The following is a 23,254-nucleotide window of genomic DNA, read 5'->3' as shown; positions in this document are numbered from 1 at the left end:
CGAGCGAAGTCGAGAAACGGATAGCACGCACATACCATTTGGCGTCGCTGAACTCGGTCCTGCCTCGTTTCTCGACTGCGCTCGAAACGAACGGGGGTCGGGATTGAAATGCGCGCCTTCTCCCAACTCCTCGACGGCCTGGTCTACACCCGCTCCCGCAACGGCAAGCTGGACCTTATCGCCGCCTATATGCGCAGCGCCCCCGACCCCGACCGGGGCTGGGCGCTCGCCGCCCTCACCGGCAATCTGGACCTGAAGGCGGTCAAGGCTTCCACCATCGCCGAAATGACCCGCGCCCGCGTCGACCCCGTGCTGTTCGAAATGAGCCGCGACTATGTCGGCGACCTGGCCGAAACCGTCGCCCTGCTCTGGCCCAAGGCCGAAGACCAGCCGCCGGAGGTGGACGACGGCTCCCTCTCCCTCTCCGCCATCATAGACCGGCTCCACGCCACCAGCCGCGCCGCCGCCCCCGCGATCCTCGCCCGGATGATGGACCATCTCGATGCCTCCGGCCGCTTCGCCCTGCTCAAGCTGGCGACCGGCGGCCTGCGCGTCGGCATCTCCGCCCGCCTCGCCAAGACCGGCTTCGCGCAGGCCTTCAACCTCGACGTCGACGATGTGGAGGAATGCTGGCACGCCCTCGCACCGCCCTATGCCGACCTCTTCCAATGGGCGGAGGGGAAGGCCGACCGCCCCGACCCGGCGGGCACGCCCTTCTTCCGCCCCTTCATGCTCGCCCACCCGCTGGAGGCGGAAAGCGTCGACCTCTCCGACTATGCCGCCGAATGGAAATGGGACGGCATCCGCGTGCAGATCGTCGGCACGCCAAATGAAACCCGCCTCTACAGCCGCGCCGGGGACGACATCACCGGCAGCTTCCCCGACATAGCGCAGGCCCTGCGCCACCACGCCGTCCTCGACGGCGAACTGCTGGTGAAGGGCGAATTCCAGGGAGGCGAAGCCGCCAGCTTCAACGCCCTCCAGCAACGGCTGGGCCGCAAGGCGGTGACGGCAAAGATGATGGACGACTATCCCGCCTTCGTCCGCCTCTACGACATATTGCTGGACGCCGACGAAGACCTCCGCCCGCTGCCGTGGGAACAACGCCGCGCCCGGCTGGAAAGCATCGTCCCGCAACTCGACCCGCACCGCTTCGACCTGTCCGCCCTGATCGAAGCGCCCGATTTCGAGAGCCTGGCGGAAATACGCGCAGGCGCCCGCGACGCCGCCATAGAGGGCGTGATGCTCAAACGCCGCGACAGCCCCTATGTCGCGGGGCGAAGGGCCGCGCTCTGGTATAAGTGGAAACGCGACCCGCTGACCGCCGACTGCGTGATGATGTACGCGCAGCGCGGCCACGGCAAACGCTCATCCTTCTATTCGGACTATACGTTCGGCTGCTGGACGGAGGAGGGCGAACTGCTGCCCGTGGGAAAGGCCTATAGCGGCTTCACCGACGAGGAACTGAAATGGCTGGACCGCTTCGTGCGGACCAACACGGTCAACCGCTTCGGCCCGGTGCGGGAGGTGGAAAAGTCGCTGGTGCTGGAGGTCGCCTTCGACAGCATTCACGAAAGCAGGCGCCACAAATCCGGCCTCGCCATGCGCTTCCCCCGCATATCCCGCATCCGCCGCGACAAGCCGGCGCATGAGGCGGACAGCATCGCCGGCCTCAGGCGGTTCCTGATCTGACTGCGCGCCCCGCCGTCAGGAACCGAAAGCCGGCGGAAGGAAGGCTTCTATGGGCCGCGCGCTTCCGGGCGTGCCTTCCAGCAAGGCGTGGGTGATGCCGATCCCGAAACCGCTATAGGCGATGACATCGGCGAGGAGCTGCGTCAGGACGATCGCTCCCACGCCCCAGAACCAGGCCGCATGGACATGGCCATGCCGCCGCTTGTCGGCGATCATGCCGATCACCGGAAAGATCAGCGTCGCCAATATCCCGATCCGCCAGGCATGGGGAATGAACAGCGGCATGGGCAGCAACCGCCCCAGTCCCGGTCCGGTCAGGATGGCCATGGCCGTCATCATCAACCGGCGGTGCCAACCCATGTGGCGGCGGCGGCGCAACGCGGTCATCGCCATCGCGCCGAAAAGCAGCAGCAGCATCGAATTGCTGAACAGAAACTCGCTCTGGTCGAAGAAGAAGGGTCCGCCCGTCCGGCGCAGCGACGTCAACATGATGGCAAAGCCCAGCACCACCATCACCGGAACCCAGCCATAGGCCAGCAGGCCCAGCTTCCAGTGCAGGGCGACATGATTGCCCGCGATCAGCCAGTTTTGCGCGACATAGAGCGCCACCCAGCCGAAAAAGACCAAGGCGTGGACATGATAGACGACCGGCACGGCGAAGGTCGATCGCCCCATCGCCAGATTGAGCGTGAAGCCCGCAACGATGACCATCGCCATCACGACCGCCATGACGCGGAAAAAATTGCGCTCGGCATCCGGAAAGCCCCGCTGCCGCAAGGCCTCATCGCTGATTGTCGCCATCTCCATTCCCCCCCTGTGATCAAGGCCGGAAAAGCAATGTCCTCTCCATCGCCCCTCATGCCCACGCCGCGATGCTTCCCTTGATATACCGTCCCCATGCCGATGAGAAGATGAGCCGTGGTCCGGAGCATCCTCAAATCGGCTACCGTCACAAAAAGCCCCACCGCCGTCACGAGAACCCCACCCCCGTCACAAAAACCTACCCGCGTCACAAAAATCCACCCCCGTTCGGGCTGAGCCTGTCGAAGCCCCTCACTTCTCCCTTTCAAAACAAGCACCCCTCCAAGGCAGCCGCTCAGGAAGCGCCGACAGGCTCAGCGCGAACGGTAAGGAGTCGATCACCCCTCCCCCAACCTCCGACTTTGCGCTGTCACGCACAGTCCCTATATGGGCGCTTTCGCGCCTGAGGCGCGGCACAGCGATGGAGCAGTTGAATTGAGCAAGGTTCTGGTCATTGGCGCGGGCGGCGTGGGTTCTGTCGCGGTTCACAAGATGGCCCAAAACCCTCATATTTTCAGCCATATCACCCTCGCCAGCCGCCGCATCGTCTCCTGCGAGAAGGTGGCCGAATCGGTGAAGGCCCGCACCGGCGTCACCATCGACGTGGCGCAGGTGGACGCGGACAATGTCGCCGAAACCGTCGCCCTCATCGAACGGGTGCAGCCCAAGCTGGTCGTGAACCTCGCTTTGCCCTATCAGGATCTGGCGATCATGGACGCCTGCCTGGCGACAAAGACCGACTATCTCGACACCGCCAATTACGAACCCCGCGACACGGCGAAGTTCGAATATAGCTGGCAATGGGCCTATCAGGACCGCTTCAAGGAAGCCGGGATCATGGCGCTGCTGGGTTCCGGCTTCGACCCCGGCGTCACCAGCGTCTTCGCCAGCTATATCAAGAAGCATCTGCTCGACCGGATCGACACGCTCGACATTCTCGACTGCAATGGCGGCGACCATGGCCAGCATTTCGCGACCAACTTCAACCCGGAAATCAACATCCGCGAAGTCACCGCCCCCTCCCGGCACTGGGAAGGCGGCAAGTGGGTCGAAGGCCCGGCGCTCAAGCACAAGCAGCCGTTCGACTTCGATCAGGTGGGCGAAAAGAACATGTACCTCATGTATCATGAGGAACTGGAATCGCTCGCCAAATTCTACCCGGAAATCAAGCGCATCCGCTTCTGGATGACCTTCGGCGACGCCTATCTGAAGCATCTGGAGGTGCTCCAGAATGTCGGCATGACCCGCATCGATCCGGTCATCTACAACGGCCAGGAGATCATCCCGCTCCAGTTCCTGAAGGCCGTGCTGCCCGAACCGTCCAGCCTGGGTTCCACAACCAAAGGCAAGACCAATATCGGCGACATCGCGACCGGCCAGAAGGACGGCCAGCAGAAGACCGTCTATGTCTATAATGTCTGCGACCATGAGGACGCCTATGCCGAAACCGGCAACCAGGCGGTCAGCTACACCACCGGCGTCCCGGCGATGGTCGGCGCCGCGCTGATGCTGACCGGCGCGTGGAAGGGGGAAGGCGTGTTCAACATCGAACAGTTCGATCCCGACCCCTTCATGGACATGCTGAACAAGCACGGCCTGCCCTGGCAGGTAAAGGAACTGGCCGCGCCGCTCGACTTTTAAAAGCCACGTGCTCCTGCGAAGGCAGGAGCCCAGTCCCGCCGTCTGAACTGGGTTCCTGCCTACGCAGGAACACGGCATCGAATGGAATGCCCATGGAAACCAAAGCCGGCGACCCCGCCGCCTTCGCCCGCTTCGACCTCCACCGCGTCCCCTCGCCCGCCTTCGTGGTGGACGAGGCCGCGGTGCGCCGCAACCTTTCGGTCCTGCGCGACATAGGCGACCGCGCGGGCATCAAGGTGCTGGGCGCGCTCAAGGCCTTTTCCATGTGGTCCCTCGGCCCCGTCATCGCGGAATATCTCGACGGCGTCTGCGCCTCCGGCATCTACGAAGCGCGCCTCGCCCATGAGGAATATCGGGGCGAGATCGCCACCTATTGCGCCGCCTACAAGGCCGAAGATCTGGCCGAAATCCTGAAGATTTCCGACCATGTGATCTTCAACAGCCCCGGCCAGATCGCCCGCCTGCGCCCGGTCATCGAAAATGCTCGCAACAACGGTGTGAACTTCGACATCGGCCTGCGCATAAACCCCCTCCACGCGGAGGGCGAAGTCCCCAAATACGACCCCTCCCAGCCCCACAGCCGCCTGGGCTTCCCCATCGACCAGTTGCGCCCCGAACATCTGGCGGGCGTCGACGGCCTGCACGTCCATAATCTGTGCGAACAGGATTTCCTGCCGCTGGAACGCACCTGGGCCGCCATCGAATCCCGCGTCATGCCGCATGTCGGCGGTCTCAAATGGCTGAACTTCGGCGGCGGCCACCATGTCACCCGCGCCGATTACCAGACCGACCTGCTGATCGCCTTCCTCCAGCGGATCAAAGCGCAGACGGGCCTGGAACTCTATATCGAACCGGGCGAAGCCATGGCTCTGGACGCCGGCATATTGATCGGCGAAATCCTGGACGTCATCGACAACGGCATGCCCGTCGCGATCACCGACATCTCCGCCACCTGCCACATGCCCGACGTCATAGAGGCCCCCTACCGCCCCGCCATGCTGCATGAGGAAATGGAAGGCCAGCTCACCCGACTCGGTGGCCCGTCCTGCCTGGCAGGGGACATCATCGGCGACTATCGAGTCCCCGGCGGCGCGACTCCGGGACGGCGGATCGCCTTCCTCGACCAGGCCCATTATTCGATGGTAAAGACCAATACATTCAACGGCGTGCCCCTGCCGTCCATCTGGCTGTGGAACTCGGAAACCGACGAACTCCAGCAAATCCGCCAGTTTTCCTACGAGGATTTCAAGTCCCGCCTCTCCTGACGCACATTTCATAGCGGCAAGCGCAACAAAATTTACGGACGCGCTTTACAGGGGGACCCCCGCCGCATATATCGCCCTTCCGCTGCCCCATGGGACTTCCACCGCAAGGCAGCTTCTTTGCCAACGACTACCCTGGAGGTCCCTTGAGTTGCACAAGCATCATAGCGCGCTGGGGGTAGCGACCACCCTCAAACCGGCAGCTCCGGTAACGCTTGTTCGACCCCAGGCTGCGGCCCGGGCCGCCCGCTTCTTTTCCGAGAAGTTTCCGGGGCGCTCGCTCTATGCGGTCAAAGCGAATCCGTCTCCCGATCTGATCCGCACCCTGTTCGCTTGCGGAGTCACGCATTTCGACGTGGCGTCCATCGCGGAAGTGCGCCTTGTCGCGGAGACGCTGGGGAATGAGGCGAAGCTCTGCTTCATGCACCCGGTCAAGGCCGAGGAAGCCGTCGCGGAAGCCTATCATGTCCACGGCGTGCGTACCTTCTCGCTCGATTCGATGGACGAGCTGGCCAAGATCATGCGCGCCACCAACGACGCGACGGACCTGGAACTGTGCGTCCGCCTGCGCGTGTCGTCCGAACATTCGGAACTCAGCCTCGCCTCCAAATTCGGCGCGGAACTGGGCGAAACCCGCGAACTGCTGATGGCCACCCGCCAGGCCGCCGACGCGCTGGGCATCTGCTTCCATGTCGGCAGCCAGGCCATGTCGCCCCAGGCCTATAGCGACGCCATAGAGCGCGTCCGCGCAGCCATCGTCGATGCGGCCGTCACGGTCGACATCATCGATGTCGGCGGCGGCTTTCCGTCCATCTATCCAGGCATGGAGCCGGTCGCGCTCGAAAATTATTTCGACGCGATCCACCGCGGTTTCGAAAGCCTGCCGATCAGCTATTCGGCTGAACTGTGGTGCGAGCCTGGCCGTGCCCTTTCCGCCGAATATAGCTCGGTCGTCGTGCGCGTCGAACGCCGTCGCGGCACCGAACTCTACATCAACGACGGCGCCTATGGCGCGCTGTTCGACGCGGCGCATATCGGCTGGCGCTTCCCCGTGGCCCTGCTGCGGGAGGAAGAGAGCGAGGCGGAACTGACCGGCTTCTCCTTCTATGGCCCCACCTGCGACGACATGGACCATATGGTTGGCCCCTTCATGCTGCCGGACGACGTGCAGGCGGGCGACTATATAGAGATCGGCATGCTGGGCGCCTATGGCGCTGCGATGCGCACCGGCTTCAACGGCTTCACGTCCGAAGCTGTCGTTGAAGTGGAGGATGAGCCGATGGCCAGCCTCTATGTCGACGCCGTCCCGGTCCGCCGTCGCGCCACTGTCATCAAGCTGGGGTAGAGGCTCAGGCCTCCCCTTGGGGAGAGGATGCAAGGCCCCTCGCCGCACTCCCCCGCGGCGAGGGGCTAATGCGCTCAGCGCCGGAAGATGCCGACCAGTTCCACATGGGTGGACCAGCGGAACTGCCCCACCGGCCGAACCCGCTCCAGCCTGTAGCCGCCAGCGACCAGATGCGCCGCGTCCCGGGCAAAACTGGCAGGGTTGCAGGAGATATAGGCGATGACCGGCACGCGCGATGCGGCAAGCTGCACCACCTGTTCCCGCGCTCCGGCACGCGGCGGATCGATGACGATTCCCGCGAAACGATCGATCTCCGCGGGCGTCAGCGGCCGCCGGAACAGATCGCGATGATCCGCCGCCATGCGGCGCTGCGCGCGATTGGCAGCCGATTTGAGGGACAGGACCAGATCGCGCGCCGCCTCCGCCGCATAGACCGGCCGCCCTTGCCCCAAGGCCAGCGCGAATGTACCGAGGCCGCAGAAAAGATCGGCAATGGCGCCCTGTGCCGGCATGGCCGCGCCTGCTTCCCGCACCAGCGCGGCTTCGCCGTCGGGCGTCGCCTGAAGGAAGGCGAAGGGCGGAAAGGCGACCGGCACGCCGCCGAAGCTGACCGTGACCGGCTCCGGCTCCCAGCGGGTCTGCGGGCCTTCGCCTTCGTCGATGGTCAGCCGAGCCAGCCCATGGTGCTGCGCGAAGGCCAGGAGCGCCTCATCGGCGGCAAGTCCTTCGATCCGCACGCCCTCCAGCAAAAGGTCCACGCCCTGGTCGGTCAGCGACATGCGAACATGCGCGGCGCGCTTTTCCGGCACGACGAGGACGCACAGGCTCCTCAGCGGCGCCACCAGCGCGAACAGCCGGGGATCGAGGATTTCGCACATCGTCAGGTCGACCAGCACATGGCTGCCCGACTCCGCAAAGCCGATGACGACCTTCCGGCTCTGCCGGATCGCCCGCAGCGATGCGCGTCGGCGGACCTTGGGCGGGGAGATATGGGGCGGCAGGAGCATGCCCGGCTCCACCCCCTGCACCGCCAGGGCACCCGCGACGCGCGCCGTCACGAACTCCGCGTAGCTCGCATCGTCGACATGCTGCAACTCGCATCCGCCGCAGGTCGGGAAATGCGCGCATGGCGGGTCGGCATGATGCGGTCCCGGCAGGATGCCGCCGTCCGCAGCGATCCGGTCGCCGGGCGCAGCGAGCGGAACATGGCGGCCATTGGCGGTCACGCCATCGCCCTTGGCGGCGATGCGGACGATGATGTCGGTGTCGAGTTCGGTCACAGGCGCGAGGCGATAGCCGCTGGCAGCTCCACAAGCAAATCGTCGGCGATGAAAGCCGCGCCCGCTCGCCGGGCGGCCTCCCCGTGCAGCCACAGCGCCTCGCACGCCGCCCGAAATCCGTCGCCCGTGACGGCAAGCCGAGCAGCGACCAGTCCCGCGAGCACATCGCCCGTTCCCGCCGTCGAAAGCCAGGAAGAACCAGGAGGCGACAGGACGGCGCGTCCATCCGGCGCGGCGACGATGCTGTCGCTGCCCTTGTAGATCAGCGTCGAGCGGGACCGTCTTGCCGCCTCCAGCGCCCGCTCCACCTTGCTGCCCGGCAGATTTCCGAACAGGCGGACGAATTCGCCTTCATGGGGGGTGAGGACAGCGCCCGGCGGAACGGCATTCAGCCCCTCCTCCGCCAGCAGGACCAGCGCATCGGCGTCCAGAACGAGCGGGTGCCCGGCCGCAAGCACCGCCGTCAACCGATCCGAAGCGCCCTTCCCGCGTCCCAGCCCTGGGCCGACCAGAACCGCCCTGAACCGGCCATCATTCAGCCTATGCGCCACATCCTGCGCTGCATCGGCCCGTTCCGCGATAATGGCGCCCGGCCCTCCCTGGACCTGGCCCTGGACCAGGTGCCGGACCATGCCCGACCCTCCATGCGCGGCCGCCTGGCTTGCGAGCAGCCCGGCGCCGGCCATCTCGCCGCCGACCACGGCGACCAGTCCACGGCTATATTTATGCGCGGCCGGGCCTGGGCGATGCAGTTGCGGGGGAGCGAGCCGGTGCATTTTCGCATGGGACGTCTCGATGCCGATGTCGGCGCAGACCAGCCGCTGCCAGCATGTTGCGGCAGGCTGCAACATATGCGCCGGCTTGAGAGCGCCCAAGGCAATGCAGACGCCCATGCCAGGCACATCGGACAGCAGTTCGCCCGTGTCCGTCTGCACGCCGCTCGGCAGGTCCAGGGCATAGCTGAAGCTCGCCTGTTCGGCGAGGGCGCGCAGCTTCGTCGCGACCTCCGCGTCCAGTCCACGCGACAGGCCGGTGCCGAACAGCGCGTCCACGATCTGCGTCGCCGGCGCGGCGTCGAGGAAATTCTCGACAGGGCCGGTCCACGCCTCCCGCGCCTTCATGCTGGAGTCCGTCCGGCTTTTGCCCAGCGCCGCGACGCGCACGGCCACGCCCCGCGCCCGGAGCAGCCGCGCGATCACGAACCCGTCGCCGCCATTGTTGCCGGGGCCGCAAAGGACCAGCAGGTCTCGCTTCCCGCCTGCCCGCCAGACGATCTCCGCAGCGGCGGCTCCCGCCCGCTCCATCAGCATATATTCGGGAATGCCGGCGGCCATGACGGCCTGTTCCGCCTCCCGCATCTCGGCGCCGGTCAGGATCGCATGGCCGCGCATCATCTCTTCCCTTCGGACAAGCGGGCGGGAAAGCGATAGCGGTCCTGTCCGACGCTCAACTCGATTGCGCCCTTGCCGGCGACCAGAATGCTTGCCTCCTCCGCTCCGTCCGCCGGCGCGATCCCGCGCCCGTCATGGACTATCCGGAAGCGCCGAAAGCCACCGTCGGCATGGCGCACCGTCAACAGTTCCCCATCCCGTTCGACGGGGCAGTCCTCGCTCCATTCGGCGCCCGGGCCGATCGCGCAGGAGATCAGTTCCCTTCCCTTGCCGGCCAGCTCTCCAGCCCCCGACGAACCGCCGCATCCGGCCAGCGCCAGGCATGTGAGCAGGCTCATCAGGGCGCGCCGCCTCATCATTCCATCCCGCCCGTCATGCGAGCCGGCCGCGGCATTCGAGCACCACCGGAGCCAATATGTCGGCAAATCGCCTTTGCCCGTCCGCGTCACCGACTAGGTCCTGCCGCATCTCTATGCCCAGATAGGGAATGCCGTTCCCCTCCGCATGGCGGTTCATCGTGGCGTTCAGCACCTTGCCCGAATAGGGCAGTTGATCCCCCACCTTCAGCCCCGCCGCCTCCAGCATGGGAATGGCTATCCGCGCCGCCCTGTCGTCCCGGTTGTAGAGGACGCCGATATCCCAAGGGCGCTTCTGGCCGGGATCGCTGGCGAGGCGGGGCGTGAAGCTGTGGACCGACAGGATGAACGGCGACGCCATGCGCTCCAGCAGCCGCGCGACATGATGATGATAGGGATGGTGGAACCGCATCATCCGGTCGGCCAGGTCGGCATGGCGGTTGCCCGGAACGGCATGGCCGTCGCTCATCACGGGCAGCAGGCCGGGCGCATCCTCTTCCCGGTTGAGGTCGATGACGAGGCGCGAAACGCCGCCCAGCACCGCCGTGCAGCCCAATTGCCGAGCCAGCAGCGCGCTGACCTCCGCCACGCCGATGTCGACTGCGATATGATCGGCCAGCAACGCTGCGTCGATCCCAAGGTCGATGTCCGCCGGAACATGCGCCGAGGCATGATCGGCAATGATCAGGATATTGAGATCGCCGCCATCGATCTGGCTAAAGGCCTCGCTCATGCCGCCCTGATCCTCGTTTCCGCGACCCACCATCCGTTCCGAGCCGCACGCAAGGCTGCCGCCGCCTCCGCCATCTGCCGATCCGTATCGAACAGGGCGAAGCAGGTCGCGCCCGATCCCGACATGCGGGCAAGGCGCAATCCGCCGCAGGTCTTCAACGCCGCCAGCACATCGGCGATCACCGGGGCTGCGGCCATGGCGGGAGGTTCCAGATCGTTGCGCCCGTCGCTGATCAGCTGCTCCAGCCCCCCTGCCGCAAGCGGCCCCCGATCGCGTCGATCCCACCCGCCGAAGACCTGCGCGGTCGACAGCGCCACGCCCGGATTGACGAGCAGGATCGGCATGGCGGACAGGCCCTCCATGGCCTGCGGCTGCAATATCTCGCCGCGTCCGCGCACCATTTGCGGGATGCTGCCGATGCAGGCGGGAACGTCCGACCCCAATGACAAGGCGATGCGTTCCAGAAGCTGGGGCGCCACGGGCGCGTTCCAGAGCCGCATCAGCAACCGCAACGCCGCCGCAGCATCGGCGGAACCGCCGCCAATGCCCGAGGCGACGGGCAGGACCTTGGTCAGCCGCAGGTCGGCGCCGGGACTGTCCCCCAGATGGTCCTGCAATGCGCGGGCCGCCCTGATCACCAGATTGTCCGGCCCGCCATCCAGCAGAGGCCCGAACGGCCCGTCCATCTCCAGCCGGATTTCCCCATCCGCGCGGATGCGGCCCGTCAGCCTGTCGCCCAATTCGGTGAAGACGAACAGGCTTTCCAGCGCATGATAACCGTCCGCCCGCCTTTCCCGGACATGGAGCGCCAGATTGATCTTGGCGAAGGCGGTTTCGACCAGTTCGCCCGCTTCCACCGGGCGGGCGGCGACATGCTCCGCTTCAACGTGCGGCATATTCGGGCTTCATCCCCTCTCTCGCCTTGGCGGCCAGTCGTTGCGCCGTTTCTCCCTCGGCGAAGACGGCCGCGGCGCGCCAGGCATAGCGCGCCTCATATCGCCGCCCGGCAGCCCAGAGCGCATCGCCCAGATGCTCATTGATCGTCGCGTCGGAGGGCGCACCGGCAGCTGCCCGTTCCAGCATCGGCACGGCGGCATCGATGTCCCCGGTCAAGAACTGCGCCCAACCGAGGGAATCGGTGATCGATGCGTCCTGCGGCTTCAGCGCGCTCGCCTTTTTCAGCAACTCCAGCGCCGCGTCCATATTCTGCCGCCGCTCGATCTGCGCATAGCCCAGGTAATTGAGTATGGCGGGTTCGTCCGGGGCCAATCTCGCCGCCCGTTCCAGCACGGCGCGCGCCTCGTCCCATCGCGCGCCCTGTTCCAGCGCGCTGCCCTCGAACAACAGCAGCGCCCAGGGGACGGCATCGCCCGAATAGCTGGCCTGAGCCGTGCGGAAGGCGGATGCGGCAGCCCGGTAATCCTTCTCCTGCATCAGCAACTGGCCCAGGCGGACATGGCGCTCCGGCTCTGCATTGGGCACCGCGGCCAGGGTACGGGCAAGGACGATCGCCTCCTGCCGCTGTCCCGCCGCCGCCAACGCCTCGACCAATTCGGCCTGCGCCAGCGCGCCATGCCAGCCGGTGCCGGGAACCTTGCGGGCCTCCTCGACGGCATAGGCCGCATAGCCGCCCCGCCCCAGCAAATCGGCGGCGACGATGCGGGGCGTGGCCCCGGCAGGATCGGCAAAGGCGGCGATGCGCGCCAGCCTGATCCCCAGCGACCCCGTGCTGCCGTCCGATGATATGTCGGTGGCCAGCCGTGTAAGCAGCCGGGCGAAACCCTGTCCCGCCGTCAACGCCCGGCCATGGAGCGAAAGCGCCTTGCCCCGCGCAATGTCCTCGCGGGCCAGCGCGAAATTGGCGTGGGTCTCGGGCAGAAGCGCCAGCGCCTCCGCCCTGGCGCCCCGCGCCGCCAATTGTCCCGCGAAGATCAGCCGCAGTTCGTCTGCCTCCGCCGTCCGCAATGCAAGGGCGCGGTTGATCGCTGGCCGGGCGGCCTGAAGATCGCCGCCGCGAAGCGCCTGCAGCGCCAGATGCTCGTCAAGATAGCGCTTTGCGAGCGACGCGAAGCGGTCGGCGGGATCGATGACGGGCGCCGCATAGCGCCCCTCCCCCACCGAAATCCAACTGCGCATGATCGGCGCCAGAAAGGCGAAATTGCCCTCCGCCACCAGGCGGTCGACGATCAGGCGGGCGCCTGCCCAATCCTTGCGGTTCAGCGCGTCCGCGATCTGGAGCAGCGTGCCGTCGCGGGGCAGCATGCCTTCCCCCTCCAGCACGGCGGCGGAGCGCAGCGCCAGCGCCATGTCGCCGCTGATCACCGCCTGGAAATAGGAGCGCCGGGCGACATCCAGGCTGCCGGGATCGCCCGCCAGCGCCTGCCGATAGCTGGTCAGCGCAAGGCCGGGAGCGCCGTCGTCATCGGCCAGGCGCCCCCGCATATAGGCATGCAATGCGCCGCCCGGGTCCACCGATGCGCCCGCCACGGCGGGCAGCGCCAGCATGATCGCAGCAAATGCCTGTTGAGGTAGGCGCCTACATGTTCGGATAGTTCGGCCCTCCACCGCCTTCGGGCACGACCCAGTTGATGTTCTGGGTCGGATCCTTGATGTCGCACGTCTTGCAGTGGACGCAATTCTGCGCGTTGATCTGGAAGCGGGGATTGCCCTCGTCCAGCCCGACCACTTCATAGACGCCCGCCGGACAATAGCGTTGCGCCGGCTCGTCATAAAGGGGGAGGTTGTAGGAAATCGGGATTTCCGGATTTTTGAGCTGGAGATGGACCGGCTGATCCTCCTCATGGTTGGTGTTGCTGAGGAACACCGACGACAGCCGGTCGAAGCTGATCACGCCGTCGGGCTTGGGATAGTCGATCTTCCTCGACACGTCCTTGCGCCACAGCTTCTCCGCGTCGGGCTTGTGCTTCATCGTGAAGGGCAGGCCGATCTTCAGCGTGCGCATCCACATGTCGATGCCCGCCAGCACCGTGCCGATGCTGTTGCCGAACTTCGACAGCAGCGGCTCGGCATTCTTGACCAGTTGCAGCTCGGTCGCGATCCAGCTCGACCGCAGGTTCGCCTCATAATCGTCCAGCACGTCGCTCGACCGTTCGGCCTGGATCGCCGCGAAGGCGGATTCCGCCGCCAGCATGCCCGACTTCATCGCCGTATGCGTGCCCTTGATGCGGGGCACGTTGACGAAGCCCGCCGAACAGCCGATCAGCGCGCCGCCGGGGAAGGCCAGGGTCGGGATCGACTGCCAGCCGCCCTCGTTGATCGCCCGCGCGCCATAGGAAACGCGGCGGCCGCCCTCCAGATATTTGCGGATTTCCGGATGCTGCTTCCAGCGCTGGAACTCCTCGAACGGGTAGAGATAGGGGTTGCGATAGCCCAGCCCGACGACGAAGCCCAGCGCCACCTGCCCATTGGCCTGATGGTAGAGGAAGCCGCCGCCATAAGCGTCCGTCAGCGGCCACCCCTGGGTATGAATGACGAGGCCCGGCTTGTGCTTGGCGGGATCGATGTCCCACAATTCCTTCATGCCCAGGCCATAGACCTGCGGCTCGCTGTCGGCGTCGAGCGCGAACTGGCGCTTCAATATCTTGGTCAGATGGCCACGCGCCCCCTCCGCAAAGAAGGTGTAGCGGGCATGCAGTTCCAGCCCCGGCTGATAGTCGGGCTTGCGATTGCCCTCCCGGTCGATGCCCATGTCGCCGGTCGCGACGCCCTTCACCGACCCGTCTTCATGGTAGAGGATTTCCGCCGCCGCGAAGCCGGGGAAGATTTCCACGCCCAACCCCTCGGCCTGTTCGGCCAGCCAGCGGCAGAGATTGCCAAGCGACCCGGTGTAGGTGCCCTTGTTGTGCATCCAGCCCGGCGTCATGATGTGCGGCATGCTGATCTTGCCGCCCTTGCTGAGGAACCAGTGCTGGTTGTCCGTCACCGGCACTTCCGCCATAGGGCAGCCCATGTCGCGCCATTGGGGGAGGAGCTCGTCCAGCGCCTTGGGGTCCACCACCGCGCCCGACAGGATATGGGCGCCGATTTCCGATCCCTTCTCCAGCACGCAAACCGACAATTCCCGCCCGGCCTCGTTCGCGAGCTGCTTCAGCCGGATGGCCGAAGACAGCCCCGCCGGCCCTCCGCCGACGATGACGATGTCATAGGGCATCGAATCCCGTTCGCTCATAATCCCTCCATTCCGTCGACGCCGTGGGTTTCCCTCCCGATCCGGTCGCCGCGCTACCCAAACGTTTTACCACTGAGGGCGATGAAGAAACTTGACCACGGCGTCAACCTCTGGCCCAAGACAATCAATGCGGGGATTAATGCGGGAAAATCTGGCGGACGCCGCCAATGCCTATATGGCGTGGTGGAGCCTGGCCGGCGTGGATTGCGCCATGGGGGAGGAGCCGGCCAATTGGTTGCGTCCCCTTCAGCAACCGGCGCGGATACGCGCTGCCGTTCCCGAAGGCGGTCCCGCCCAGCCGAGGCCCCAGTCGCTCGAATCCTTCCTGACCTGGCTTGCGCAGGATGCCGCGCAGCCGGAACGGCGCTGGTCGGGCGCCGCGATCATGCCCGCCGGACCCGTCGACGCGCCGCTCATGGTCATTACCGACATGCCCGATCCGGCGGACATCGGCGCCGGAACGCTGCTCAGCGATCGCGCGGGACAGTTGTTCGACGCCATGTTGCGGGCCATCGGGCTCCAACGGCAGGACGTCCACCTCGCGTCCCTCTTCCTGTCCCGCCCGCCGGGCGCAATGGTGGAGGCGTCGGACCTGGCGGCGGCCGCGGCGCGCATGCGCACATATGTGTTGCTTGCCGCCCCGCGAAGATTGCTGTTGCTGGGCGACCGGACGATCCGCGCCCTGTTGCCCGCCGCGGATTCAGGTTCACGGGTTTTTAACCATGACGGCGGCACCTTACCCGTCTTCGCCACATTTCACCCGCGTTTGCTGCTTGGCCAGCCTGCGGCAAAAGCGGAATGTTGGCATGTGCTGCAAGGTCTGATCGAGGAAATGGCTAAGTGATTCGCGCAACCACCCTTTCGTCCTGCGCGGCGGCGATGGCTTTCGCCGCGATCGCCGCTTCTCCGGCGAACGCCGACACGGCGGTTCCGGTTTCCGCGATTTCCAGTGACCTGTCCTCATCGCCTCTCCGGTTGAATGACGCCGACAAGGGGCGGTACGGCGCCATATATGCGGCTTTGCGCGACCAGAAATGGATGGACGCGAAGGCGATGATCGCCGCGCTGGACGCGCAGGACGCTTTCCGCCCGGTCGCCCTGGCCGAACTTTACCTCGCCAGGAATTCGCCCCGGGTCGAGCTGTTCGATCTGCTCGACCTCATCGACAAGGCGCCGTGGCTGGACAAGGCGGATCAGCTTTCCCGGCTGGCGCAGAAGCGCGGCGCCACGATCCTGCCGGTCCTGCCGCAGGTGCAGAAGATGGTCTGGCTGGGCGGCGCGCCCCGCCGCGAATATGTCGCGGCGGTGAAGACCGATGCGCTGGCCCAGGCGCTGGTCGGCCAAATCCAGCCGTTCATCAAGAATGACGATCCGGCCGGCGCCGAAGCCTTGCTCGCCACGGGCGAGGCCGGGCTGACGCCGGAAGGCCTCACCGAAGTGCGGCAACGCGTCGCCTGGGCCTATTATATCGAGAGCGACGACGCCAATGCCCGGCGCATGGCGGCTAAGGCGCTTGAAGGCCGGAGCGGCGGCGATTGGGCGGTGCAGGCCTATTGGACGACCGGCCTTGCGGCCTGGCGCCAGAATGACTGCCGCGCCGCCGCCCCCGCTTTCGCCAATGTCGCGGCGCTGGCGGGCAACAGCGACATGCGGGCCGCCGGCGCCTATTGGTCGGCGCGCGCCTATATGGTGTGCGGAGAGCCGGAACGGGTCGAAAATCTGCTGAAGACCGCCGCTCGCTCGGAAGAGAGCTTCTATGGCCTGCTGGCGCGCGAAACGCTGGCCGTGCCGCTGGGCGGCGCGCCCTCCGCGCCGCGCTTCGGCGCCGCGGAATGGCAGCAGCTCAAGGACAGCCCGAATGTGCGGGCGGCGATCGCCCTGTCCGCCATCGGCGAAACGGCGCGGGCCGACCAGATTCTCCGCTATCAGGCGAAGATCGGCGGGACCGGCCAATATGATGCGCTGATCCGGCTGGCGGGTGCGCTCAGTCTGCCGGAAACGCAGCTCTGGCTCGCCCATAATGGTCCCGTGGGCAAGCAGCCGGGCAGTTTCGCTCGCTTCCCCGCTCCCGATTGGCGGCCGGACGGCGGATGGCGGGTGGACCCCGCGTTGATCTATGCCCATGCGCTCCAGGAATCGGGTTTCCGCCGGGATGTCGTGAGCAGCGCGGGCGCCAGGGGGTTGATGCAGGTGCTGCCCAGTACGGGCAACCTGATGGGACTTTCAGCCTCCGACCAATTGTTCGTGCCGTCCACCAATATGGAATATGGCCAGCGCTATCTGGAAAATCTGCGCGACATGGGCGCGACCGGAGGGCTGCTGCCCAAGGTGATGGCCGCCTATAATGCCGGGCCGATGCCGGTCGAGCGCTGGAACAGCGAAGTGAAGGACAATGGCGATCCGCTGCTGTTCATCGAATCCCTGCCCTATTACGAGACGCGCGCCTATGTGAACATCGTGATGCGCAATTATTGGATGTACCAGATCCAGGCAAAGGGCAGCGCGGAATCGCTGGCTGGAATGGCGCAGGGACTCTGGCCGACCTTCCCCGGAGCGAAGGGCACGCGCCTGGTGCGCCTGACGCCCAGGAAACCGATCGCCAACGCCAGCATCGCCGCCAGCATCGCGGGCGGTTCCGACTGATGCCGATCGACGAAAGCCGGCCCTTCCTGCCGGTCCGGATCGCATTGCTGACGGTGTCGGACAGCCGCACGGCCGCCGACGACCGTTCGGGCGACATTCTGGCGGATCGCATTGCCGCCGCCGGCCATGTCCTGGCCGACCGGCATATCGAGCGGGACGAACGATCGGCCATCGTTGCGCGCCTGCATGCCTGGATCGACGATCCGCAGGTCGATTGCATCATCACCACGGGCGGAACGGGCGTCACGGGGCGCGACGTCACGCCCGAAGCGCTGGCGCAGGTGCAGGACAAGGAGATTCCGGGCTTCGGGGAACTGTTCCGCTGGCTCAGCTATCAAGGCATCGGCACGTCCACCATCCAGTCGCGGGCGACCGCCTGCGTGGCGCGGGGCACCTATATCTTCGCGCTGCCCGGATCGACCGGCGCGGTGAAGGACGCTTGGGACGGCATCCTTGTCAGCCAACTCGACAATCGCTTCCGGCCCTGCAATTTCGTGGAACTCATGCCGCGCCTGACCGAGCGCTGAAACATCGCCACGCCTTGCGGCCTTATTTGGCCGGCGCGGGATTTTCCTTGAAGAATTTGCTCGCCTCACCCAGCATTACCGTCCACCAGTCGATCACATCTGCAAAATTCTTCTGGTTGAGCCCGCCCACCGTCGTCACGTCATAGGCGACCGCCAGCGATCCGTCGTCCCAGACGGACATCTGCGCGAACCTCTTGTCCTTGTTCCATTTATTGGCCAGTTCAGGCGTATTGCCGCCGTCATCCTCGAAGCTCACCTGAAATTGCAGCGAGCCGCAATGGAGCGTCTGTTCGCATTCGTAGAAGAAGATCGAATAATCATAGCCGCTGGCGGCGCTTTCGATCTTCGGATTGCCGGTTTGCTTGCTCTTGCTCAACAGCGCCTTGTATCCGGCGGCCTGGAGCGCCTTCACCACCGTCTGCGGATCGCTCGCGCATACCAGCCCGGCGCCGCAGGCCTCTCTATCGGCGGCCAGGCCAGACGTGGCCAGCGCCGCCATCCACAAGCTCGCCGCGACGATGATCTTCCGCATGATACCCCCTTTTCGACAGGTTTCAGATGAACCGGCGAATAGGCCCTTGTCAATATGTTCTCTCTATGTTCTAGTTATGGGATGACGGCGGAGAAAGGCAGAGGCGCGACGGTCAACGGCGACAGCCGACGCTTCAACCTGCCTGAGCGGACGGCCGACGGCGATTGGCTGGATAAGTTGGCCCACATAGACGGAGCACCGCCGAGACGGCGCACGGAGGTGACCGTCGAACGCCCCCGCACCATCATCAGCCGCAACAATTCCCCCGACATCGCCTTTAGCCAGTCGATCAATGCCTATCGGGGATGCGAACATGGCTGCATCTATTGCTTCGCGCGTCCCACCCACGCCTATCACGACCTGTCGCCGGGTCTCGATTTCGAAACCCGGCTGTTCGCCAAACCCGATGCGGCAGCGCTGCTCCGCAAGGAGCTTTCCAGAAAAGCCCATCTGGTAAGTCCGATCGCGATGGGCACCAACACCGATCCCTATCAACCGATCGAACGGGATTGGAAAATCACGCGGCAATGCCTTGAAATATTATGGGAATGCCGGCATCCGGTCTATATCACGACCAAGTCCCACCGCATAATGCGGGACATTGATCTGCTGACCCTGATGGCGGGGGAAAGGCTGGTCGCGGTGATGATTTCGGTGACGTCGCTGAATCCCGCCACGGCCCGGACGCTGGAACCGCGAGCGCCGCATCCGCTCCGCCGCGTGGAGGCGATCCGGGCATTGGCGCAGGCGGGCATACCCGTGGTCGCCAGCATATCGCCGATCATCCCCGCCATCACCGATCACGAAATAGAGGATATTGTCGCCTGCGTCGCATCGGCCGGCGCGCTGGACGCCAGCTATATTCCCGTCCGCCTGCCGCATGAAGTCGCCCCGCTGTTCCGCGCCTGGCTGGAGGAACATTATCCCGACCGCGCGGCCAAGGTGATGGCGATCATCCGCGACATAAGGGGCGGTCGCGACAACGACCCCGACTTCGGCAGCCGGATGAGGGGACAGGGAGTGTGGGCCGACCTGATCCGCACCCGCTTCCAGAAGGCACGGAAACGGGCTGGATTCACCGGCGAACGAGTGACGTTGCGCACCGATCTGTTCCGAAGGCCGGAGGGTGACCAGATGAGCCTGTTCTAGGCACACCCTGTTGCTTCAAATCCAGCTGCGGGAACTGGGTTCCTTCCTTCGCAGGAACAAGGGGGATGGCATGGCAGGCTCCCCGACCGGAGGAGGGCTTAGCCCGCCACCAGCCGCAAGCCGGAACGCCGGTTGCGGGCGCGATAGCCGTCCGCTTTGGCTTCCATACGCTCGAACGACCCGATGCGCAGGCCCGCTATCGTCGCGATGCTGTCGACCTGATCCGCGCCGATCAGATAATCGTCGCCCAGGAACAAGCGCGCGGCTTTGCCGCCGCCCACGGGCGCCCGCAGGAAGACTTCGCTCCGCCCTCCCCTGGCGCTCGCCAGAATCTGCGCCAGCGCTCCGATTGCGGCTGCATCGCTCACATCGACCACCAGTTCCATGCGGGAATTATTGGCGAGTTGGCGGAAAGGCTCGATCCCTCGAATCGTCACCCGCGGCGTTTCCTCGCCCGGCAGCCGGTCCAGTTCCACCATCAGCAGCGCGCAATCACCCTCCCGCGCCATATCCTCGATAGCCTTGCAGGCATCCTCATCGAAGCAGCTCGCCTGAAACTGACCGCTGCTGTCGGAGAATGTGGCGGCGGCATAGCGCGCCCCCCGCCTGGTTTCGCGCCAGCGCACATCCTCGACCATGGCGGCCATCACGCCAGTGGCCCGGCCGCCTTCCGCCACGGGTTCCGCGCATATCGCGCCATAGCTCTTTGCGCCCCGCGCCTCCGCCAGATGCCGGTAGCGGTCCACCGGATGGGCGGAGAAATAGAAGCCGAAAGCCTCCTTTTCCTGCGCCATGCGGTCCGCCGTCGACCAGGTCTGGTGCGGCGGAACGCGCACATCGGCATGCGGCGTTTCGACATCGCCGAACAGGCCGCCCTGTCCGCTTTCCCGCGCCTCCGCGGCGCTGGAAGCTACGCTGAGGATCGTTTCCGCGGCCGCATGGACTCCGGCCCGGTCGGGATGCACGCCGTCAAAGGCGCCCGCCGCCGCCAGGCTTTCCAACTGCCGCCGGTTGAGCAGGCGCGGTTCGATCCGGTCGGCGAAATCGTCCAGCGACTTGAACGACCCGCCAGCCTCCCGCTCGGCCACAAGCTGTTCCATCGCCTTCTCGCCCACGCCTTTCAGCCCGCCCAGCGCATAGCGCACGGCAAAGCCCAGGCGCGGATCGTCGCCTTCGCAATCGACCGCTTCGACCGAGAAATCCGCGAGGCTGCGGTTGATGTCCGGCGCCAGGCAGGTCAGCCCCATGCGCCGCATATCGTCCACGAACACCGTCAGCTTGTCGGTCAGGTGGATGTCGAAAGCCATGGACGCGGCGTAGAATTCCGCCGGATAATGCGCCTTCAGCCAGGCGGTCTGATAGGCGAGCAGCGCATAGGCGGCGGCGTGCGACTTGTTGAAGCCATAGCCCGCGAACTTGTCGATCAAGTCGAACAGTTCGTTCGCCTTGGCCGCCGCGATGTCGCTTTTCGCGCACCCTTCGACGAAGCGGGCGCGCTGCGCGTCCATCTCCGCCTTGATCTTCTTGCCCATGGCGCGCCGCAGAAGGTCGGCGTCGCCCAGCGAATAGCCCGCCAATATCTGGGCCGCCTGCATCACCTGTTCCTGATAGACGAAGATGCCGTAGGTTTCTTCCAGGATCGGTTTCAGCAATATGTGAGGATATTCAATCTCTTCCTGCCCGTTCTTGCGACGGCCGAACATCGGGATATTGTCCATCGGACCCGGCCGGTAGAGCGACACCAGCGCGATGATGTCCCCGAAATTGGTCGGGCGCACTGCGGCCAGCGTCTTGCGCATGCCCTCCGATTCCAACTGGAACACGCCGACCGTGTCGCCGCGCTGGAGCAGTTCGTAGACCGCCGGATCGTCCCAGCCGAGCGAATTGAGGTCGATCTCCACGCCCCGTCCGGCCAGCAGTTGCACCGCCTTCTGCAACACCGACAATGTCTTGAGGCCAAGGAAGTCGAACTTCACCAGTCCCGCGCCCTCGACATATTTCATGTCGAACTGAGTCACCGGCATGTCCGAACGGGGATCGCGATAGAGCGGCACCAGTTGCGACAGCGGCCTGTCCCCGATCACCACGCCCGCCGCATGGGTGGAACTGTGGCGCGGAAAGCCCTCCAGCTTCATCGCATAGTCGATCAGCCGCTTGACCTGCGCGTCATTGTCATATTCCGCCCTGAACTCCGCGACGCCGTTCAGCGAGCGTTCCAGCGTCCATGGATCGGTCGGATGGTTGGGCACCAGCTTGGCCAAGCGGTCGACCTGGCCATAGCTCATCTGCAGCACCCGGCCCGTGTCCTTCAGAACGGCGCGCGCCTTCAGCTTTCCGAAGGTGATGATCTGCGCGACATGATCCGCGCCATATTTCTGCTGGACGTAGCGGATCACTTCGCCCCGCCGCGTTTCGCAGAAATCGATGTCGAAATCCGGCATGGAGACGCGTTCCGGGTTCAGGAAGCGTTCGAACAGCAGCCCCAGTTGCAGCGGATCGAGATCGGTGATGGTCAGCGCCCAGGCTACGACAGATCCCGCGCCCGAACCACGGCCCGGCCCCACCGGAATGTCATGATCCTTAGCCCACTTGATGAAGTCGGCAACGATCAGGAAGTAACCGGGGAATCCCATCTGGATGATGATGTCGGTTTCAAATTTCAGCCGCTCGAAATAGGGTTTGCGCGCTTCCTCGTCGGCGATGCCGGCCTTGGCCAGCCGCGCCTCCAGCCCTGCCGTCGCCTGCTCCCGCAGCATCTTCGCCTCGCCCTCTATGTCGCCGGCCAGGCTGGGCAGGATGGGCTTGCGCTTGGGGGCGGCAATGGCGCAGCGCTGCGCGACCACCAGCGTGTTGGCGAGCGCTTCGGGCAGATCGTCGAACAGCCGCTTCATTTCCGCCGCCGGCTTCATCCAGGCGTCGGGCGAACTGGTCCGCCGGTCGGGCGTCTCGACATAGGCGCTGTCGGCGATGCACAGCATCACGTCATGCGCCTCGTGGAAATGCGGCTCGGCAAAACAGGTCGGGTTGGTCGCCACCAGCGGCAGGTCGCGGGCATAGGCCAGGTCGAGAAGTTCCGGTTCCGCCTTCCCCTCGATCGGGTCGAAGCGGCGGCAGATTTCGATATAGAGCCGGCCGGGGAACAACGCTTCCAGCCGCTTGGCATAGGCAAGCGCCGCTGCCGGCTGATCCTCGGCAAAGAGCCGCACCAGAGCGCCCTCTCCCCCAGCGGTCAGGGCGATCAGGCCGTCGGTCCGCCCCTCCAGCATGTCGAGGCTGATATGCGGCACTTCTTCGACCGGGCGGTCGAGATGCGCCATCGACACCAGCGCGCAGAGATTGTCGTAGCCGGCGGCATCCTGCGCATAGAGGGCGATCCAGTCATGCACGGGCGCCGCATTGGCCGGCCGGTCCGGCCGCGAAACGCCGACCATCGCGCCGATGATCGGCTGCACCCCCTCCCCCTTGCAGGCGTCGGAAAAGGCCATGGAGCCGTACAGGCCGTTGCGGTCGGTGATGGCCGCGGCGGGAAAGCCCAGGGCCTTGGCCTGCTTCGCGATCTTCTTGGGGTCTATCGCCCCTTCCAGCATGGTGAAGGATGAAAAGACGCGAAGGGGGACGAAACCGGCATGAGGCATGTGCTCATCTAGGCATTGCCGCCGATTCGACGCCAGCCCCCGCTTGCAGAAAGTCGTGGGTAAAATCGCGCCGGCACG

General features: G+C 65.5%; 18 protein-coding genes. 8 read left to right on the top strand and 10 right to left on the bottom strand.

Features of this window, described 5'->3' with window-relative positions; all coding sequences use genetic code 11:
- Positions 1–108: 108 nt before the first annotated feature.
- Positions 109–1,692 (top strand): cisplatin damage response ATP-dependent DNA ligase, encoded by a 1,584-nt coding sequence (locus L286_RS33525; RefSeq protein WP_020820763.1) that lies wholly within the window; start codon positions 109–111, stop codon positions 1,690–1,692.
- Between the two features lie 15 nt (positions 1,693–1,707).
- On the opposite strand, the gene L286_RS33520 is transcribed toward L286_RS33525, so the two are convergent.
- Positions 1,708–2,493, bottom strand: a complete 786-nt coding sequence (locus L286_RS33520; protein ID WP_029986881.1) for a hypothetical protein — start codon at positions 2,491–2,493, stop codon at positions 1,708–1,710.
- 435 nt (positions 2,494–2,928) lie between these two features.
- On the opposite strand from L286_RS33520, the gene L286_RS33515 reads away from it, so the two are divergent.
- From L286_RS33515 to L286_RS33505, 3 genes are all read left to right on the top strand, one after another.
- On the top strand, positions 2,929–4,134 hold the full coding sequence (locus L286_RS33515) for a saccharopine dehydrogenase family protein (protein WP_020820761.1): 1,206 nt from the start codon (positions 2,929–2,931) through the stop codon (positions 4,132–4,134).
- Positions 4,135–4,226: 92 nt separating this feature from the next.
- Positions 4,227–5,399, top strand: a complete 1,173-nt coding sequence (locus tag L286_RS33510; protein WP_020820760.1) for a carboxynorspermidine decarboxylase — start codon at positions 4,227–4,229, stop codon at positions 5,397–5,399.
- 148 nt (positions 5,400–5,547) lie between these two features.
- The gene (locus L286_RS33505) at positions 5,548–6,741 is read left to right on the top strand and encodes a type III PLP-dependent enzyme (RefSeq protein WP_007685797.1); all 1,194 of its coding nucleotides are present in this window, start codon (positions 5,548–5,550) and stop codon (positions 6,739–6,741) included.
- Positions 6,742–6,815: 74 nt separating this feature from the next.
- Here L286_RS33505 and L286_RS33500 read toward each other — a convergent pair whose 3' ends face one another.
- Genes L286_RS33500 through L286_RS33470 form a run of 7 tightly spaced genes read right to left on the bottom strand, consistent with a single transcriptional unit; the run spans position 6,816 to position 14,690 of the window.
- Complete coding sequence (locus L286_RS33500; RefSeq protein WP_020820759.1) at positions 6,816–8,021, bottom strand: class I SAM-dependent RNA methyltransferase; 1,206 nt, start codon at positions 8,019–8,021, stop codon at positions 6,816–6,818.
- The gene (locus L286_RS33495; protein WP_020820758.1) at positions 8,018–9,412 is read right to left on the bottom strand and encodes an NAD(P)H-hydrate dehydratase; all 1,395 of its coding nucleotides are present in this window, start codon (positions 9,410–9,412) and stop codon (positions 8,018–8,020) included. Before L286_RS33495 ends, L286_RS33500 begins: the two co-directional genes overlap by 4 nt.
- The gene (locus tag L286_RS33490) at positions 9,412–9,768 is read right to left on the bottom strand and encodes a hypothetical protein (RefSeq protein WP_084498520.1); all 357 of its coding nucleotides are present in this window, start codon (positions 9,766–9,768) and stop codon (positions 9,412–9,414) included. Before L286_RS33490 ends, L286_RS33495 begins: the two co-directional genes overlap by 1 nt.
- 16 nt (positions 9,769–9,784) lie before the next feature.
- The gene (locus L286_RS33485; protein ID WP_020820756.1) at positions 9,785–10,501 is read right to left on the bottom strand and encodes an N-formylglutamate amidohydrolase; all 717 of its coding nucleotides are present in this window, start codon (positions 10,499–10,501) and stop codon (positions 9,785–9,787) included.
- A complete protein-coding gene (locus L286_RS33480) occupies positions 10,498–11,397 on the bottom strand; it encodes a 4-(cytidine 5'-diphospho)-2-C-methyl-D-erythritol kinase (RefSeq protein WP_020820755.1) in 900 nt (299 codons plus the stop codon). The genes L286_RS33485 and L286_RS33480 overlap by 4 nt, the downstream gene beginning before the upstream one ends.
- A complete protein-coding gene (locus tag L286_RS33475; RefSeq protein WP_020820754.1) occupies positions 11,384–13,006 on the bottom strand; it encodes a tetratricopeptide repeat protein in 1,623 nt (540 codons plus the stop codon). Before L286_RS33475 ends, L286_RS33480 begins: the two co-directional genes overlap by 14 nt.
- Positions 13,007–13,037: 31 nt before the next feature.
- Positions 13,038–14,690 (bottom strand): electron transfer flavoprotein-ubiquinone oxidoreductase, encoded by a 1,653-nt coding sequence (locus L286_RS33470; RefSeq protein WP_020820753.1) that lies wholly within the window; start codon positions 14,688–14,690, stop codon positions 13,038–13,040.
- A 139-nt stretch (positions 14,691–14,829) separates the two neighbouring features.
- Here L286_RS33470 and L286_RS33465 point away from each other — a divergent pair, with 139 nt between their 5' ends.
- From L286_RS33465 to moaB, 3 genes are read left to right on the top strand one after another with little or no spacing between them, the layout of a single operon-like run.
- Positions 14,830–15,534, top strand: coding sequence for a uracil-DNA glycosylase family protein (locus tag L286_RS33465; RefSeq protein WP_020820752.1), 705 nt, complete (start codon positions 14,830–14,832; stop codon positions 15,532–15,534).
- Positions 15,531–17,333: a lytic transglycosylase domain-containing protein gene (locus L286_RS33460; protein ID WP_020820751.1), complete on the top strand. Its 1,803-nt coding sequence runs from the start codon at positions 15,531–15,533 to the stop codon at positions 17,331–17,333. The genes L286_RS33465 and L286_RS33460 overlap by 4 nt, the downstream gene beginning before the upstream one ends.
- The gene (moaB, locus tag L286_RS33455) at positions 17,333–17,860 is read left to right on the top strand and encodes a molybdenum cofactor biosynthesis protein B (RefSeq protein WP_007685776.1); all 528 of its coding nucleotides are present in this window, start codon (positions 17,333–17,335) and stop codon (positions 17,858–17,860) included. Before L286_RS33460 ends, moaB begins: the two co-directional genes overlap by 1 nt.
- A 22-nt stretch (positions 17,861–17,882) precedes the next feature.
- Here moaB and L286_RS33450 read toward each other — a convergent pair whose 3' ends face one another.
- On the bottom strand, positions 17,883–18,392 hold the full coding sequence (locus tag L286_RS33450) for a YbjN domain-containing protein (protein ID WP_020820750.1): 510 nt from the start codon (positions 18,390–18,392) through the stop codon (positions 17,883–17,885).
- A gap of 81 nt (positions 18,393–18,473) precedes the next feature.
- Between L286_RS33450 and L286_RS33445 the strand changes: the two genes are divergently transcribed.
- Complete coding sequence (locus L286_RS33445) at positions 18,474–19,541, top strand: PA0069 family radical SAM protein (protein ID WP_021223323.1); 1,068 nt, start codon at positions 18,474–18,476, stop codon at positions 19,539–19,541.
- A 98-nt stretch (positions 19,542–19,639) separates the two neighbouring features.
- Here the strand turns inward: L286_RS33445 and dnaE are convergent, their stop codons facing one another.
- On the bottom strand, positions 19,640–23,176 hold the full coding sequence (dnaE, locus tag L286_RS33440; protein WP_020820748.1) for a DNA polymerase III subunit alpha: 3,537 nt from the start codon (positions 23,174–23,176) through the stop codon (positions 19,640–19,642).
- Between the last annotated feature and the right edge of the window lie 78 nt (positions 23,177–23,254).

This window comes from Sphingobium sp. HDIP04 (assembly GCF_000445085.1).
Classification (GTDB): Bacteria; Pseudomonadota; Alphaproteobacteria; order Sphingomonadales; family Sphingomonadaceae; genus Sphingobium; species Sphingobium indicum.
This window is presented reverse-complemented; position numbering and strand designations above follow the sequence as displayed.